This is a genomic window from Rhizobacter sp. Root404 (assembly GCF_001425865.1).
GTDB lineage: Bacteria > Pseudomonadota > Gammaproteobacteria > Burkholderiales > Burkholderiaceae_C > LMDS01.
In genome coordinates, this window is the sequence record NZ_LMDS01000005.1 from 179,277 (window position 1) to 191,681 (window position 12,405).

Annotated in this window: 17 protein-coding genes; 13 read left to right on the forward strand and 4 right to left on the reverse strand. The window is 68.5% G+C overall.

The window, feature by feature from the left end; translation table 11 throughout:
- Positions 1 to 3 precede the first annotated feature (3 nt).
- From ASC76_RS14980 to ASC76_RS15005, 6 genes are all read left to right on the forward strand, one after another.
- Entirely contained in the window at positions 4 to 1,149 is a 1,146-nt protein-coding gene (locus ASC76_RS14980) for a serine hydrolase (protein ID WP_082549205.1), read from the forward strand.
- A complete protein-coding gene (gene folK, locus ASC76_RS14985; RefSeq protein ID WP_056467893.1) occupies positions 1,133 to 1,651 on the forward strand; it encodes a 2-amino-4-hydroxy-6-hydroxymethyldihydropteridine diphosphokinase in 519 nt (172 codons plus the stop codon). Before ASC76_RS14980 ends, folK begins: the two co-directional genes overlap by 17 nt.
- Positions 1,645 to 2,001, forward strand: a complete 357-nt coding sequence (locus ASC76_RS14990) for a DMT family protein (RefSeq protein WP_056467895.1) — start codon at positions 1,645 to 1,647, stop codon at positions 1,999 to 2,001. Before folK ends, ASC76_RS14990 begins: the two co-directional genes overlap by 7 nt.
- Positions 2,001 to 2,669: a deoxynucleoside kinase gene (locus tag ASC76_RS14995; RefSeq protein ID WP_056467898.1), complete on the forward strand. Its 669-nt coding sequence runs from the start codon at positions 2,001 to 2,003 to the stop codon at positions 2,667 to 2,669. Before ASC76_RS14990 ends, ASC76_RS14995 begins: the two co-directional genes overlap by 1 nt.
- Before the next feature lie 89 nt (positions 2,670 to 2,758).
- The gene (locus ASC76_RS15000; RefSeq protein WP_056467902.1) at positions 2,759 to 3,406 is read left to right on the forward strand and encodes a DUF47 domain-containing protein; all 648 of its coding nucleotides are present in this window, start codon (positions 2,759 to 2,761) and stop codon (positions 3,404 to 3,406) included.
- Positions 3,407 to 3,409: 3 nt separating this feature from the next.
- On the forward strand, positions 3,410 to 4,423 hold the full coding sequence (locus ASC76_RS15005; protein ID WP_056467905.1) for an inorganic phosphate transporter: 1,014 nt from the start codon (positions 3,410 to 3,412) through the stop codon (positions 4,421 to 4,423).
- On the opposite strand, the gene ASC76_RS15010 is transcribed toward ASC76_RS15005, so the two are convergent.
- Positions 4,393 to 4,860 (reverse strand): TM2 domain-containing protein, encoded by a 468-nt coding sequence (locus tag ASC76_RS15010; RefSeq protein WP_056467907.1) that lies wholly within the window; start codon positions 4,858 to 4,860, stop codon positions 4,393 to 4,395. The genes ASC76_RS15005 and ASC76_RS15010 overlap by 31 nt on opposite strands.
- Positions 4,857 to 5,399 (reverse strand): GNAT family N-acetyltransferase, encoded by a 543-nt coding sequence (locus ASC76_RS15015; protein ID WP_056467910.1) that lies wholly within the window; start codon positions 5,397 to 5,399, stop codon positions 4,857 to 4,859. Before ASC76_RS15015 ends, ASC76_RS15010 begins: the two co-directional genes overlap by 4 nt.
- 202 nt (positions 5,400 to 5,601) lie before the next feature.
- Between ASC76_RS15015 and rpsP the strand changes: the two genes are divergently transcribed.
- The 6 genes from rpsP to ASC76_RS15045 all read left to right on the forward strand — a co-directional run bounded on the left by rpsP (position 5,602) and on the right by ASC76_RS15045 (position 9,482).
- On the forward strand, positions 5,602 to 5,850 hold the full coding sequence (rpsP, locus tag ASC76_RS15020; protein WP_056467912.1) for a 30S ribosomal protein S16: 249 nt from the start codon (positions 5,602 to 5,604) through the stop codon (positions 5,848 to 5,850).
- Between the two features lie 23 nt (positions 5,851 to 5,873).
- The gene (rimM, locus tag ASC76_RS15025; protein ID WP_056467915.1) at positions 5,874 to 6,479 is read left to right on the forward strand and encodes a ribosome maturation factor RimM; all 606 of its coding nucleotides are present in this window, start codon (positions 5,874 to 5,876) and stop codon (positions 6,477 to 6,479) included.
- 10 nt (positions 6,480 to 6,489) lie between these two features.
- Positions 6,490 to 7,248, forward strand: a complete 759-nt coding sequence (gene trmD, locus ASC76_RS15030; protein ID WP_056467918.1) for a tRNA (guanosine(37)-N1)-methyltransferase TrmD — start codon at positions 6,490 to 6,492, stop codon at positions 7,246 to 7,248.
- Between the two features lie 111 nt (positions 7,249 to 7,359).
- Positions 7,360 to 7,713 carry a 50S ribosomal protein L19 gene (gene rplS / locus ASC76_RS15035; protein ID WP_056467921.1) on the forward strand — a complete coding sequence of 118 codons (354 nt, stop codon included), beginning with the start codon at positions 7,360 to 7,362 and terminating at the stop codon, positions 7,711 to 7,713.
- A gap of 64 nt (positions 7,714 to 7,777) precedes the next feature.
- The gene (locus ASC76_RS15040; RefSeq protein ID WP_056467924.1) at positions 7,778 to 8,461 is read left to right on the forward strand and encodes a CoA pyrophosphatase; all 684 of its coding nucleotides are present in this window, start codon (positions 7,778 to 7,780) and stop codon (positions 8,459 to 8,461) included.
- A 31-nt stretch (positions 8,462 to 8,492) separates the two neighbouring features.
- Complete coding sequence (locus ASC76_RS15045) at positions 8,493 to 9,482, forward strand: CobD/CbiB family protein (RefSeq protein WP_056467926.1); 990 nt, start codon at positions 8,493 to 8,495, stop codon at positions 9,480 to 9,482.
- Between the two features lie 9 nt (positions 9,483 to 9,491).
- On the opposite strand, the gene rsgA is transcribed toward ASC76_RS15045, so the two are convergent.
- Together rsgA and ASC76_RS15055 are read right to left on the reverse strand one after the other, a co-directional pair.
- Positions 9,492 to 10,397, reverse strand: a complete 906-nt coding sequence (gene rsgA, locus ASC76_RS15050; protein WP_056467933.1) for a ribosome small subunit-dependent GTPase A — start codon at positions 10,395 to 10,397, stop codon at positions 9,492 to 9,494.
- The gene (locus ASC76_RS15055; protein ID WP_056467934.1) at positions 10,394 to 11,677 is read right to left on the reverse strand and encodes a M48 family metallopeptidase; all 1,284 of its coding nucleotides are present in this window, start codon (positions 11,675 to 11,677) and stop codon (positions 10,394 to 10,396) included. Before ASC76_RS15055 ends, rsgA begins: the two co-directional genes overlap by 4 nt.
- A 44-nt stretch (positions 11,678 to 11,721) precedes the next feature.
- Between ASC76_RS15055 and orn the strand changes: the two genes are divergently transcribed.
- Positions 11,722 to 12,282: an oligoribonuclease gene (gene orn, locus ASC76_RS15060; protein ID WP_056467937.1), complete on the forward strand. Its 561-nt coding sequence runs from the start codon at positions 11,722 to 11,724 to the stop codon at positions 12,280 to 12,282.
- The last annotated feature ends 123 nt before the right edge of the window (positions 12,283 to 12,405 follow it).

Genomic DNA, 12,405 nt, shown 5'->3' on the forward strand with positions numbered 1-12,405 from the left:
CCGATGAAGCCCAACGAAGCCGCGGGCCTGAACGCTTCGGCGCTGCGGCGCCTGACCGCATCGATCGACGCGTGGGTGGAAGCCGGCCGGATCGCGGGCGCGGTGGTGCTGATCGAACGCCGCGGCGCGTGCGGGCTGTTCGAGGCGATCGGCCGGCAGGATCCGGCGCGCGACCTGCCGATGCGCACCGACACGATCTTCCGCATCTACTCGATGACCAAGCCGATCGTCTCGGTCGCGCTGATGCAGTTCGCCGAGCGCGGTGCGGTGCTGCTGCGCGACCCGGTTGCGAAGTACCTGCCGGAGTTCGCGAACCCGATCGTCGGTATCGGCGGCATGGCGCCGAAGCGCGCGTTGACGGTGCAGGACCTGCTGCGCCACACCGCGGGCCTGACCTATGAATTCCACGAGCCGTCGCCGGTGCGGCAGCTCTACGCGCAAGCCAAGCTTTACTCGCGCCAGCGCAGCAACGCCGACCATGTCGCGGAGCTCGCCCGCCTGCCGCTCGCCCACGAGCCTGGGTCGGTCTGGGACTACAGCCGCGCGACCGACGTGCTCGGCCGGCTGGTCGAGGTGCTCGGCGGCGAACCGCTGGGCGCCGTGTTGAAGGCGCAGGTCTTCGATCCGCTCGGCATGGTCGACACCGGCTTCGAGGTGGCGGCCGAGCAGCATCAGCGCCTGGCCGAGCCCCTCGCCGCGCCGCCCGAGGGCGTGCCGCTGGTGCCGGTGTTCGATCCGCGCGTGCCGGTGCCGGCGCAGAACGGCGGCGGCGGGCTGATGTCCACCGCGGCCGACTACGCGCGCTTCACGCGCATGCTGCTGAACGGCGGGCGCCTCGAAGGCGTTCGCCTGCTGGGACGCAAGACGGTCGAATTCATGACCGCCGATCACCTCGGCCCGATCCCGCGCGCCAACGACCTGCTGCCGCCGGGGCACGGCTTCGGCCTCGGCTTTGCGGTGAAGACGGCGCTCGGCGAGCACACCGAACCCGGCTCGGTCGGCAGCTACGGCTGGAGCGGCGCCGCGGGCACGGCGTTCTTCGTCGATCCGGCCGAGGCGATGTTCGCGATCGTCATGACCCAGTCGCCCGGCCTGCTCGACGACGTGCGCGAGCTGTTCCGCCAGGGCGTCTATGCCGCGCTCGACTGAGCGTCCGGCGCAGCGACAGAAGTCGACGGCGTATGTGGCACTTGGCGCGAACCTCGGCGATGCGCGGGCCACGCTCGACGCCGCTTTCGTCGCGCTGGCCAGCCTGCCCGGCACGGCGCTGCAAGCGGCTTCGTCGCTCTACCGCACGGCGCCGATCGATTCCAGCGGGCCGGACTACCTGAACGCGGTCGTGCGGCTCGACACCACGCTCGCGCCGCGCGCGCTGCTCGCCGCGCTGCACGCCATCGAAGACGCCCACGGCCGCGCGCGCCCCTACCGCAACGCGCCTCGCACGCTCGATCTCGATCTGTTGATGCACGACCAGCGGCGCCGCGACGGCCCGGCACTGACGCTGCCGCACCCGCGCCTGCACGAGCGCGCGTTCGTGCTGCGGCCGCTGGCCGAGATTGCACCCGATCTGGTGGTGCCGGGGCGCGGTCATGTAAAGGTCCTGCTGCCCGACGTTGCCGGGCAGCGCGTCGATAAACTGCCGCCATGCTGAACGCCATTCCCGTCTCGTTGCAGACCGTGCTGCTGCTGACCGCCTCGAACGTCTTCATGACCTTCGCGTGGTACGGCCACCTGAAGAACCTCGCCGACAAGCCCTGGTACTGGGCCGCGATCATCAGCTGGGGCATCGCGCTGTTCGAGTACCTGCTGCAGGTGCCCGGCAACCGGATCGGCTTCGCTGGCGGCATCTCGCTGGCGCAGCTGAAGATCACGCAGGAGGTCATCACGCTGGCGGTGTTCGTGCCGTTCGCGATGATCTACATGGACCAGCCGTTCAAGCTCGATTTCCTGTGGGCGGGCCTGTGCATGGTGGGCGCCGTGTACTTCATCTTCCGCGGTTGATGGTTCAGCCCACGGCACTGCAGCGCTTCCGCTACATCGCGATCGAAGGCCCGATCGGCGTCGGCAAGAGCACGCTGGCGCGCCGCCTGGGCACACTGCTGGGCGCCGATCTGCTGCTCGAGCAGCCGCAGGACAACCCGTTCCTGGACCGGTTCTACGAGGACATGCCGGGCTACGCGTTCCAGACCCAGCTGGCGTTCCTGTTCCAGCGCGCCAAGCAGATGCAGGCGGTCGCGCAGCCCGGCATGTTCGCGAACGCCGTGGTCAGTGACTTCCTGTTCGAGAAGGACGCGATCTTCGCGCGCCTGAACCTCAGCGACGAGGAACTGCGCCTGTACACGCAGATGTACGCCCAGGTCGCGCCGCAGGTGCGCGAGCCTGACCTGGTGATCTGGCTGCAGGCCGCGCCGCCGACGCTGCTGCGCCGCATCCGCCAGCGCGCGATCGCGATGGAGCAGGGCATCGCACCGGACTACCTGCAGCGGCTGTGCGATGCCTATGTCGAGTACTTCCACGGGTACCGCGGCGCGCCGGTGCTGGCGATCGGCACCGAACGCTTCAACCCGGTGGATCGGGACGGCGACTTCGCCGTGCTGCTGGAGCGACTGGCCGGGTTCAAGGGTCCGCGCGAGTTCTTCGAGACCCATGTCGAGATCCCGTTCGGCTGACGTCCGCACGCCGCAAGTACACTCGCGCCGAGTCGATTTGATGACGGTTCCGTGACAAGCGCGGCGCCACCCGGGAGAGGACGATCACCATGCTGTTCGGCAAGCTGCTGCCGCGTGAAGGCAATTTCTTCGAGCTGTTCGACCAGCATGGCGGATTCATCGTCGCCGGTGCGCGCTCGTTCATCCTGCTGATCCAGAACTACGGCGACCCGGCGCTGCGCGAGAAGTACGCGAACGATGTCGGCATCGCCGAGCGCCAGGCCGATCGCATCACCGCCGAAGTCAACCGGCTGCTCCACAAGACCTTCATCACGCCGATCGACCGCGAGCAGATCCACGGCCTGATCAATGCGATGGACGACATCCTGGACCTCCTGCAGGACGCGTCCGAGACCATGTCGCTGTACGACGTGCGGGCGATGACCGACGACATCCTGCGCCTGGGCGACATCAGCGCGAAGTGCTGCGAGCGGGTCCAGCATGCGGTCTCGCTGCTGCCCAAGATCAGCCAGGCCGAGGCCGCGGAGGCGGCGATCAAGACCTGCGAGGAAATCGACAAGCTCGAGTCCGACGCCGACCGGGTGATGCGCTCGGCGATGTCGAAGCTGTTCCGCGAGGAGACCGACGTTCGCGAGCTGATCAAGCTGAAGGCGATCTACGAACTGCTCGAGTCGATCTCGGACCGGTGCGAGGACGTGGCGAACCTGATCGAAGGCGTGGTTCTCGAGAATTCCTGACCCATGACCACCGCTCAAACGGCCTTCTGGGTCGTCGCGCTGCTGGTCGTCCTGGCCGTCGCGTTCGACTTCATGAACGGCTTCCACGACGCCGCCAACGCGATCGCCACCGTCGTCTCGACCGGCGTGCTCAAACCGCAGCAGGCGATCGTGTTCGCCGCGTTCTTCAACGTGCTGGCGATCGCGATCTTCCACCTGAACGTCGCCGCGACCGTCGGCAAGGGCATCGTGATGCCGGGTGTCGTCGACCACCACGTGGTGTTCGGCGCGCTGATCGGCGCGATCTTCTGGAACGTGGTCACCTGGTGGTACGGCATTCCGTCCAGTTCGTCGCATGCGCTGATCGGCGGCATCGTCGGCGCGGTGATCGCGAAGGCCGGTGCCAGCCAGCTGATCGCGGCCGGCATCTGGAAGACGGTGCTGTTCATCTTCCTGTCGCCGCTGCTGGGCTTCCTGCTCGGCTCGCTGCTGATGGTGCTGGTCGCCAACCTGTGCCGGCGCACCTCGCCGCTGCGGGTGGACAACCTGTTCCGGCGCCTGCAGCTGGTCTCGGCGGGCCTGTACAGCCTGGGCCACGGCGGCAACGACGCGCAGAAGACCATCGGCATCATCTGGATGCTGCTGATCGCCAGCGGCTACGCCAGTGGCACCGACAAGCTGCCGCCGAGCTGGGTGATCTGGGCCTGCTATCTCGCGATCGGCGCCGGCACGATGTTCGGCGGCTGGCGCATCGTCAAGACCATGGGCCAGAAGATCACCAAGCTCAAGCCCGTCGGCGGCTTCTGCGCCGAGGCGGGCGGGGCGATCACGCTGTTCCTCGCGACGGCGCTGGGCGTGCCGGTCTCGACCACGCACACGATCACCGGCGCGATCGTCGGCGTCGGCTCGGTGCAGCGCGCCTCCGCGGTGCGCTGGGGCGTGGCCGGCAACATCGTGTGGGCCTGGATCTTCACGATCCCGGCCTCCGCCTTCGTGGCGGGGGTGTTCTACTGGATCGGGCTGGCCGTCCTGCCTTGAGCCGTTTCGGCCTGGTACTCAAAATAGCGCTGCGCGCTGAAGGCGATCGTCGCCATCAGCACGCCGCCGCCGACGATCAGCGCCGCCGCCACGCCGATCACGGTGGCCCAGTTCATCCGGTGCGCGGGGCCGTTCGGATTGAAGCGGGCATTCCACTTGTCGTCGGGGGTGAGGCCGTAGACGATCGCGGTGAGCATCGCGATTGCCAGCATCGCGCCCAGCAGCGGGATCAGCGCCCAGGCCAGGTGGTCGTTGGCGCCGAGCGCCCGCATGCGCTGCACGCCGTACAGGCCCACCATCGTCGGCACGAAGAACAGCCAGCCCCAGCGATCGCGAAAGCCGTGCAGGTAGAAGCGGTGCAGCCCGACGCTGCCGAACAGCAGCGCGATCCAGGTCGCGAGCGTCTTCGACTTGTAGCCCGATGCGGACGCGCTCACGCCGGGTCCACCGCGGCGGTTGTGTCGCCGCTGCCCAGGGCCTTCTGCATCAGGACCACGTCGAGCCAGCGGTCGAACTTCCAGCCGGCCGACTTCATCACGCCGATCGGCTCGAAGCCGAGCGTGCGGTGCACGCCGACCGAGCCGAGGTTGGCCGAGTCGCCGATCACCGCGAGCATCTGGCGCGCGCCGAGTGCCTCGCAGCGGGCCATCAACTCGGCCAGCAGCAGGCGGCCCAGGCCCTGGCCCTTGGCATCGGCAGCGAGGTAGACCGAGTCCTCCAGGCAGAAGCGATAGGCCTTGCGAGGCCGGAAATGGTTCGCGTACGCATACCCGAGAACGCGGCCGCCGCGCTCGACCACGAGCCACGGCAGGCCCTTGGAGAGGACGTCGTCACGGCGGCGGGTCATCTCGTCCAGATCAGGCGCCTCGAGCTCGAAGGTGCCGGTGCCGTTGAGCACGTTCCAGCCGTAGATGTCGGTGATGGCGGGCAGGTCGGCCGGGGTGCTCGGGCGGATCAGCAGGTCGGGAGCGCTCATGTCGTGTCGGTGGGGGCGATGCTTGAGTTTATAATGCGCGGTTTCGCTGACGGTCGGCCGGGTGGTCGGCGTTTTTCAATCCAGCGAGCTTGTGGTCGATGGCGGTCGGACATTGGATCGGCAGCGGTCGGCGTGCAAGGGAGATCGGCTCGGGCGGGATCGAATCCGCACGGGTGGGTCATTTTAAATTTCAGGAACAGTCATGGTTGTGATCCGTCTTTCTCGTGGTGGTGCCAAGAAGCGCCCGTTCTTCAACATCGTCGTCGCCGATTCGCGCACCCGCCGCGACGGCCGCTTCATCGAGCGCGTGGGTTTCTACAACCCGGTGGCGTCGGGCGGCGAGCAGCCGCTGCGCATCGCGTTCGACCGCATCGAGCACTGGACGAGCAACGGCGCGCAGCTGTCGCCGACGGTGCAGCGCCTGGTCGCGCAAGCCAAGACCGCGGCCTGAAGCCGCAGCCCGGGGCGCAGGCCATGAGTGCTGCCCCCCGTCCGCGCGGCGCCGATGCCGCGTGGCCCGACGATGCGATCGAGGTCGGCCGCATCGTCGACGCCTGGGGGCTGAAGGGCTGGATCAAGGTCCAGCCGTTCGCCGACGACCCGCAGGCCCTCTTTTCGTCGCGTCGCTGGTTCCTGCTGCCGTCCGAGAAGGTCGGCCCGTTGCGGCCTGCCGGTGCGGACGCCATCCCCTCGCTGCTGAAGATCACCCAGGTCAAGGACCACGGCGACGTGGTCGTCGCGCTCGCGCAAGAGGTCCCCGACCGTACCGCCGCCGAGGCGCTGCGCGGCGCGCGGGTGTTCATCGGCCGCGCCAGCTTCCCGACGCCCGATCCGGACGAGTTCTATTGGGTCGACCTGATCGGCCTGAAGGTCGTGAACCGGGACGGCGCCGTGCTCGGCACCGTGGCGGGTCTGATCGACACCGGCCCGCACAGCGTGCTGCGCGTCGCGCCGGACGAACTGCCCGCCGGGGCCAACGCGCAGGAGGCCGAACGGTTGATCCCGTTCGTCGGCGCCTATGTCGACGAGGTGAGCCTCGAGAAGCGGGTGATCACGGTCGACTGGGGCCTGGACTACTAGAAGCGGGTCCATGCGCTTCGACGTCATCACGCTGTTCCCGGACCTGTTCGCGCCGCACCTGACGCAGGGCATCACCCGCCGCGCGTTCGAAACCGGCCGCGTCGACGTGACGCTGTGGCCGCTGCGCGATTACGCCGACAACGCCTACCGCCGCGTCGACGACCGCCCTTACGGCGGCGGGCCGGGCATGGTGATGCTGGTCGAGCCGCTCGAACGCGCGCTGGCGGCGGTGCGCGCGGCACGTGCCGAAGCCGTGGCGGCGCCGGTCGTGCACTTCACGCCGACCGGCCGCCGCATCGACCAGGCCGTAGTGCGCGAGTTCGCCGCATCGCCGGGCGCGGTGCTGCTGTGCGGGCGCTACGAAGGCATCGACCAGCGCTTCATCGACCGCCACGTCGACGTGGAACTGAGCCTGGGCGATTTCGTGCTGTCCGGCGGCGAACTGCCGGCGCTGGCGCTGCTGGACGCCGTCGCGCGGCTGCAGGACGGCGTGCTCGGCGATGCCCAGTCGCACCAACAGGACAGCTTCGAGGACGGCCTGCTCGATTGCCCGCACTACAGCCGCCCCGAGGTCCTGCCTGGTGGCGGCCCGGGCGACGCGGTGCCGACGGCGCTGCTGTCCGGCCACCACGCGGAGATCGCCCGCTGGCGCCGCGAGCAGTCGCTCGAGATCACCGCCCGCCGGCGCCCCGACCTGATCGCCGCGGCACGCGCCGCCGGGCGTCTGAGCCGGGCCGACGAGACCTTCCTGGCCGGTCTTGTGCCATAATCAAAGGCTTTTCGATCCTCTGCCGCGCAGAAGCGTGAACCGGCTCGCCCGATTTCAACTGCTTCATCCAATTCCATCAACGCGCGCGGGCACGATCACTTTGGAGAACCCATGGACCTGATCCAGACCCTCGAGCACGAGGAAATTGCTCGGCTCAACAAGACCATCCCCACGTTCGCCCCGGGCGACACCGTGATCGTCAGCGTCAACGTCGTCGAAGGCACGCGCAAGCGCGTCCAGGCGTTCGAAGGCGTCGTGATCGCCAAGCGCAACCGCAGCCTGAACAGCAGCTTCATCGTGCGCAAGATCTCCAGCGGCGAAGGCGTGGAGCGCACGTTCCAGCTGTACAGCCCGCTGATCGCGTCGATCGAGGTCAAGCGCCGCGGCGACGTTCGCCGCGCCAAGCTGTACTACCTGCGCAGCCGCTCGGGCAAGTCGGCTCGCATCAAGGAAAAGCTGGCCTGACGCCTCCCGCGCACGCCCGAAGGCCGCCTCAACCGGGCGGCCTTTTGCATTCCGACCCACGCTCATGGCACTCACCTTCGATCCGCAGCAGCTTCCCGTCGTCGGCATCGACGATCACCTCCCCCCGCTGACGGCGGAGGTGCTGCGCTCGGCGTCCGTGCGCCGGCGCTTCCTGATGCCGCCGCTGTGGACCCCCGAGATCAAGCAGGAGCCGCGTTTCAGCGAACGCTTGCCGACGCATGCGTCGGTGCTGGTCGCACTGGTCGAGCGCGAGGAACTCACGGTGCTGCTGACGCAGCGCACCGACCACCTGAACGATCACCCGGGACAGGTCAGCTTCGCAGGAGGACGCGTCGAACCGACCGACGCGGACGCCGCCGCCACCGCACTGCGCGAGGCCCAGGAAGAAATCGGCCTCGACGCGGCCTTCGTCGACGTGCTCGGCGCGATGCCGACCTACACCACCGGAACCGGCTTCATCGTCACGCCGGTCGTTGCGCTGGTGCGGCCCGGCTTCACGGTGGCGGCCGATCCGTTCGAGGTGGCCGAGGTGTTCGAGGTGCCGCTGAGCTTCCTGATGAACCCGGCGAACCACCGGCGCCACGCGATCGAACTGAACGGCGCGCAGCGCGAGTTCCTGTCGATGCCGTACGACAGCGCCGGGGCCGATGGCAAGACGCGCCGCTACTTCATCTGGGGCGCCACCGCGGCGATGCTGCGCAATCTGTATCGTTTCCTCGCGGCTTGAGCATCGATCTGCGTCGGTATCATCGGCGCGAATGAGTTTCTTCGCCGTCCTGTTCGCGCTGCTGATCGAGCAACTCAAGCCACTGCCGCGCGGCAACGTGGTGCACGACTCGTTGACGGGCTGGATGCGCTGGACCGGCCGCAATTTCGACGCCGGCCGCGACCACCACGCGTGGGTCGTCTGGGCCATCACCTGCGTGTTCCCGGCGCTGGTCGCCTGGGGCGTGCATTTCGGGCTGATCCGCGTCAACGTGCTGCTGGCCCTCGCGTGGGACGTGACGGTGCTGTACCTGACGCTGGGCTTTCGCCAGTTCAGCCACTACTTCACCGACATCCGCGATGCGCTCGATCGCGGTGACGAGGACGACGCCCGCCGGCTGCTCTCCGAATGGCGCCATCTCGATGCGAGCGAGCTGCCGCGCACCGAGCTGCTGCGCCACGTGATCGAGCACTCGCTGCTGGCCGCGCACCGGCATGTGTTCGGCGTGTTCTTCTGGTTCGTGCTGCTGTCCTCGTTCGGCCTGGGGCCGGCCGGCGCGGTGCTGTACCGGATGGCCGAGCTGGCCAGCCGCTACTGGGCCTTCAAGAGCCGCACCATCGACGCGCCGGTCAACGCACGGCTGCTCGGCCTGTCGCAGCGGCTGTTCAATGCGCTCGACTTCGTGCCCGCGCGCATGACGGCCTTCGGCTTCGCGGTGGTCGGCAACTTCGAGGAGGCGATCACGTGCTGGCGGCGCGATGCCGGGCTCTGGAAGCATCCGAACGAAGGCATCATCCTGGCCGCCGCCGCGGGCGCCGTCGGGGTGCAACTGGGCGGCACGGCCGCGCCCGGCGTCACGCCCGACCGCTCGCAGACCTTCGAGGCGGGTGTCTCCCCCGAGGCCGTGATCGCAGAGGGCTCGACGCCCGGGATGCCGCCGGTGCTGGGCCACCTGCGCAGCGTCGTCGGGCTGGTGTGGCGGTCGGTCGTGTTGTGGATGCTGCTGCTCGCGCTGCTGTCGCTCGCCAACCTCGTCGGTTGAGACGCTGACTCAGCGCCGGTCGACCAACTCGGCGAGGATCTCGGCGTAGATCCGGTAGCGGGATTCGCTGATGTCGCCACGTTCCACCGCGGCGCGGACCCCGCAGCCGGGCTCGTGAAGGTGGGTGCAGTTGTAGAAGCGACACTGCGACGAATGCGCGCGCAGGTCCGGCATCAGCGACGGGAGCTGGTTCGCGTCGATCTGGCGCAGGCCGAATTCCTGGAAGCCCGGCGAATCGATCAGCGCGCTGCGGCGGTCGCTGCCGTCGATCCAGTACCACTGCGTGAAGGTCGTGGTGTGGCGGCCGGAATTCAGCGCCTGGGAGATCTCGCCGACCTGCGCTTTCGCGTCCGGCGCAAGCAGGTTGATCAGCGTGCTCTTGCCCGTGCCGCTCGGGCCAAGCACCAGCGTGGCCCGACCGTCGAGCAGCGGGCCGAGCACCGCGCGCGCCTCGTCCTGGCGGGTCTTGAGCGCCAGCTCGACCACCTCGATGCCCATGGCAGCGTAGGGACGCAGGCGCTCGCGCGCCGCGTCGATCGTCGGCAGGTCGGTCTTGTTGAGGACGATGCGGGCCGGGATGTCGGCGCTCTCCGCCGCGATCAGTGCACGGGCGAGCTGGGATTCGCTGAACACCGGTTCGGCCGCGACCAGCACCATCAGCTGGTCGAGGTTGGCTGCGAAGGACTTGGTCTTCCATTCGTCCTGGCGGAAGAGCAGGTTGCGGCGCGGCTCGACGTGCTCGATCACGCCTTCGTCGCCCGACACCTGCCAGCGCACGCGGTCGCCGACCACGCAATCGCTCTTCTTGCCGCGCGGATGGCAGTGGACACGTTCGCCCTCGGGCGTCTCGACGACGTAGTGGCGGCCGTGCCCGGCGACCACGAGGCCGATGTCGAGCGCGGCGAACTTGCTCAAGCCGCGAGTGCCGGGGCCGAGCGCGCCAGCGCCGCGAGCCGCTCCGACGCCGGCGGGTGCGAATAGTAGAAGCGCACATAGACCGGGTCGGGCGTCAGCGTCGCCGCGTTGTCCTCGTGCAGCTTCAGCAGCGCGGCGGCCAGGTCGCTGCCGCTGGCTTGCTGGCAGGCGTAGGCATCGGCCTCGAACTCGTGGCGGCGCGACAGCAGCGCGAACAGCGGCGACACGAAGAACGTGAACACCGGGGTGACCAGCAGGAACAGCAGCAGCGCAATCGCGTCGTTGGGCGCGCTCATCGACGGCCGCACGCCGAGGCCGGCATAGAACCAGGCCTGGGTCGACAACCAGCCGAGCAGCGCCAGCGCGCCCAGGCTGATCGCGAACATCGCCAGGATCCGCTTGATCACGTGACGGTGCTTGAAGTGGCCGAGTTCATGAGCCAGGACCGCCTCCACCTCGCCCACCGTCAGCTTGCTCAGCAGCGTGTCGAAGAACACCACCCGCTTGGAGGCGCCGAAGCCGGTGAAGTATGCGTTCGCGTGGGCCGAGCGCTTGCTGCCGTCCATCACGAACAGGCCCTTGGCCGCGAAGCCGCAGCGCGCCATCAGCGCCTGCACGCGGGCGACGAGCGACTCGTCGGCCAGCGGCTGGAACTTGTTGAACAGCGGGGCGATGACGGTCGGGTAGAGCAGCAGCACGGCCACGTTGAAGGCCATCCAGGCGCCCCAGGCCCACAGCCACCACAGGCCGCCGGTCGCGCCCATGATCCACAGCATCAGCGCGGCGACCGGCAGGCCGATCACCGCGCCGACCAGCAGGCCCTTCAGCGTGTCGGCGAGGTACAGCTTCCAGGTCATGCGGTTGAAGCCGAAGCGCTGCTCCAGGCGGAAGGTGTTGTAGAGCTCGAAGGGCAGATCGAGCAGGCCGCCGATCAGCGCGAAGGCCGCCAGCAGTGCAAGCTGGTAGGCCATCGCACCGAAGCGCGGCTGGACGGCGTCGCGCACCGCGGCGTTGAGCGCGTCGATCCCGCCGAGCAGCGTCCAGCCCAGCAGCACGACGGCGCCGAACGCCATGCTCAGCAGCCCGAAGCGGCCCTTCGCCAGCGTGTAGTCCGCGGCGCGCTGGTGCGCGGCGAGCGTGATCGTGGAGGCGAAAGGCGCAGGCACGGCGCCGCGATGGGCCGCCACGTGCCGCATCTGCCGGGTGGCCAGCCAGAACTTCGTCAGCAGCGAGGCGAGCAGCGCGGCGGCGAACAGCAGCGAGAGAGTGGGAGCTTGCATGGCCGAAGTGTAGGGTCTGCGAAAATCCCTCGAAGGAGAACCGAATGACCGACAACCCCCTGGCCCGTGCCGACGACAACCTGATCTGGATCGACCTCGAGATGACCGGGCTCTACCCCGACACCGACCGCATCATCGAGGTCGCGGTCGTCGTCACCGACCCGCACCTGCAGCATCGCGTCGAAGGCCCCGTCTTCGCGATCCACCAGAGCGAGGCCACGCTCGATGCGATGGATGCCTGGAACAAGGGCACGCACGGCAAGAGCAGGTTGATCGACCGCGTCCGCGCTTCGACCGTGGACGAGGCCAGCGCCGAGGCGCAAGTGATCGAGTTCCTGAAGCAGTACGTGCCGAAGGGCAAGTCGCCGATGTGCGGCAACAGCATCTGCCAGGACCGCCGCTTCCTCGCGCGCACGATGCCGAAGCTGGAGGAGTTCTTCCACTACCGCAACCTCGACGTGAGCACATTGAAGGAACTCGCCAAGCGCTGGAAGCCCGAGATCCTGGTCGGTTTCAAGAAGGCGCAGGCGCACACCGCGCTGGCCGACATCACCGAGTCGATCGATGAACTCGTGTACTACCGCGAGCATCTGCTGGCGAAGTGAGGGCCATCGGTCTCGACCCCTTGCGGGAAAACCCCAGCCGACATAGAATGCGAGCTTCGCCGGAGCACGCTAAATCGCGCCGGCGGCTCGTTCATCCCCTCTGACCTCATCGAGTCTTCGCCC

Coding starts and splice junctions, on each gene's coding strand:
- ASC76_RS14980 (WP_082549205.1), top strand. CDS start 4: ATGAAGCCCAACGAAGCCGCGGGCCTGAACGCTTCGGCGCTGCGGCGC.
- folK (WP_056467893.1), top strand. CDS start 1,133: ATGCCGCGCTCGACTGAGCGTCCGGCGCAGCGACAGAAGTCGACGGCG.
- ASC76_RS14990 (WP_056467895.1), top strand. CDS start 1,645: ATGCTGAACGCCATTCCCGTCTCGTTGCAGACCGTGCTGCTGCTGACC.
- ASC76_RS14995 (WP_056467898.1), top strand. CDS start 2,001: ATGGTTCAGCCCACGGCACTGCAGCGCTTCCGCTACATCGCGATCGAA.
- ASC76_RS15000 (WP_056467902.1), top strand. CDS start 2,759: ATGCTGTTCGGCAAGCTGCTGCCGCGTGAAGGCAATTTCTTCGAGCTG.
- ASC76_RS15005 (WP_056467905.1), top strand. CDS start 3,410: ATGACCACCGCTCAAACGGCCTTCTGGGTCGTCGCGCTGCTGGTCGTC.
- ASC76_RS15015 (WP_056467910.1), bottom strand. CDS start 5,399: ATGAGCGCTCCCGACCTGCTGATCCGCCCGAGCACCCCGGCCGACCTG.
- rpsP (WP_056467912.1), top strand. CDS start 5,602: ATGGTTGTGATCCGTCTTTCTCGTGGTGGTGCCAAGAAGCGCCCGTTC.
- rimM (WP_056467915.1), top strand. CDS start 5,874: ATGAGTGCTGCCCCCCGTCCGCGCGGCGCCGATGCCGCGTGGCCCGAC.
- trmD (WP_056467918.1), top strand. CDS start 6,490: ATGCGCTTCGACGTCATCACGCTGTTCCCGGACCTGTTCGCGCCGCAC.
- rplS (WP_056467921.1), top strand. CDS start 7,360: ATGGACCTGATCCAGACCCTCGAGCACGAGGAAATTGCTCGGCTCAAC.
- ASC76_RS15040 (WP_056467924.1), top strand. CDS start 7,778: ATGGCACTCACCTTCGATCCGCAGCAGCTTCCCGTCGTCGGCATCGAC.
- ASC76_RS15045 (WP_056467926.1), top strand. CDS start 8,493: ATGAGTTTCTTCGCCGTCCTGTTCGCGCTGCTGATCGAGCAACTCAAG.
- ASC76_RS15055 (WP_056467934.1), bottom strand. CDS start 11,677: ATGCAAGCTCCCACTCTCTCGCTGCTGTTCGCCGCCGCGCTGCTCGCC.
- orn (WP_056467937.1), top strand. CDS start 11,722: ATGACCGACAACCCCCTGGCCCGTGCCGACGACAACCTGATCTGGATC.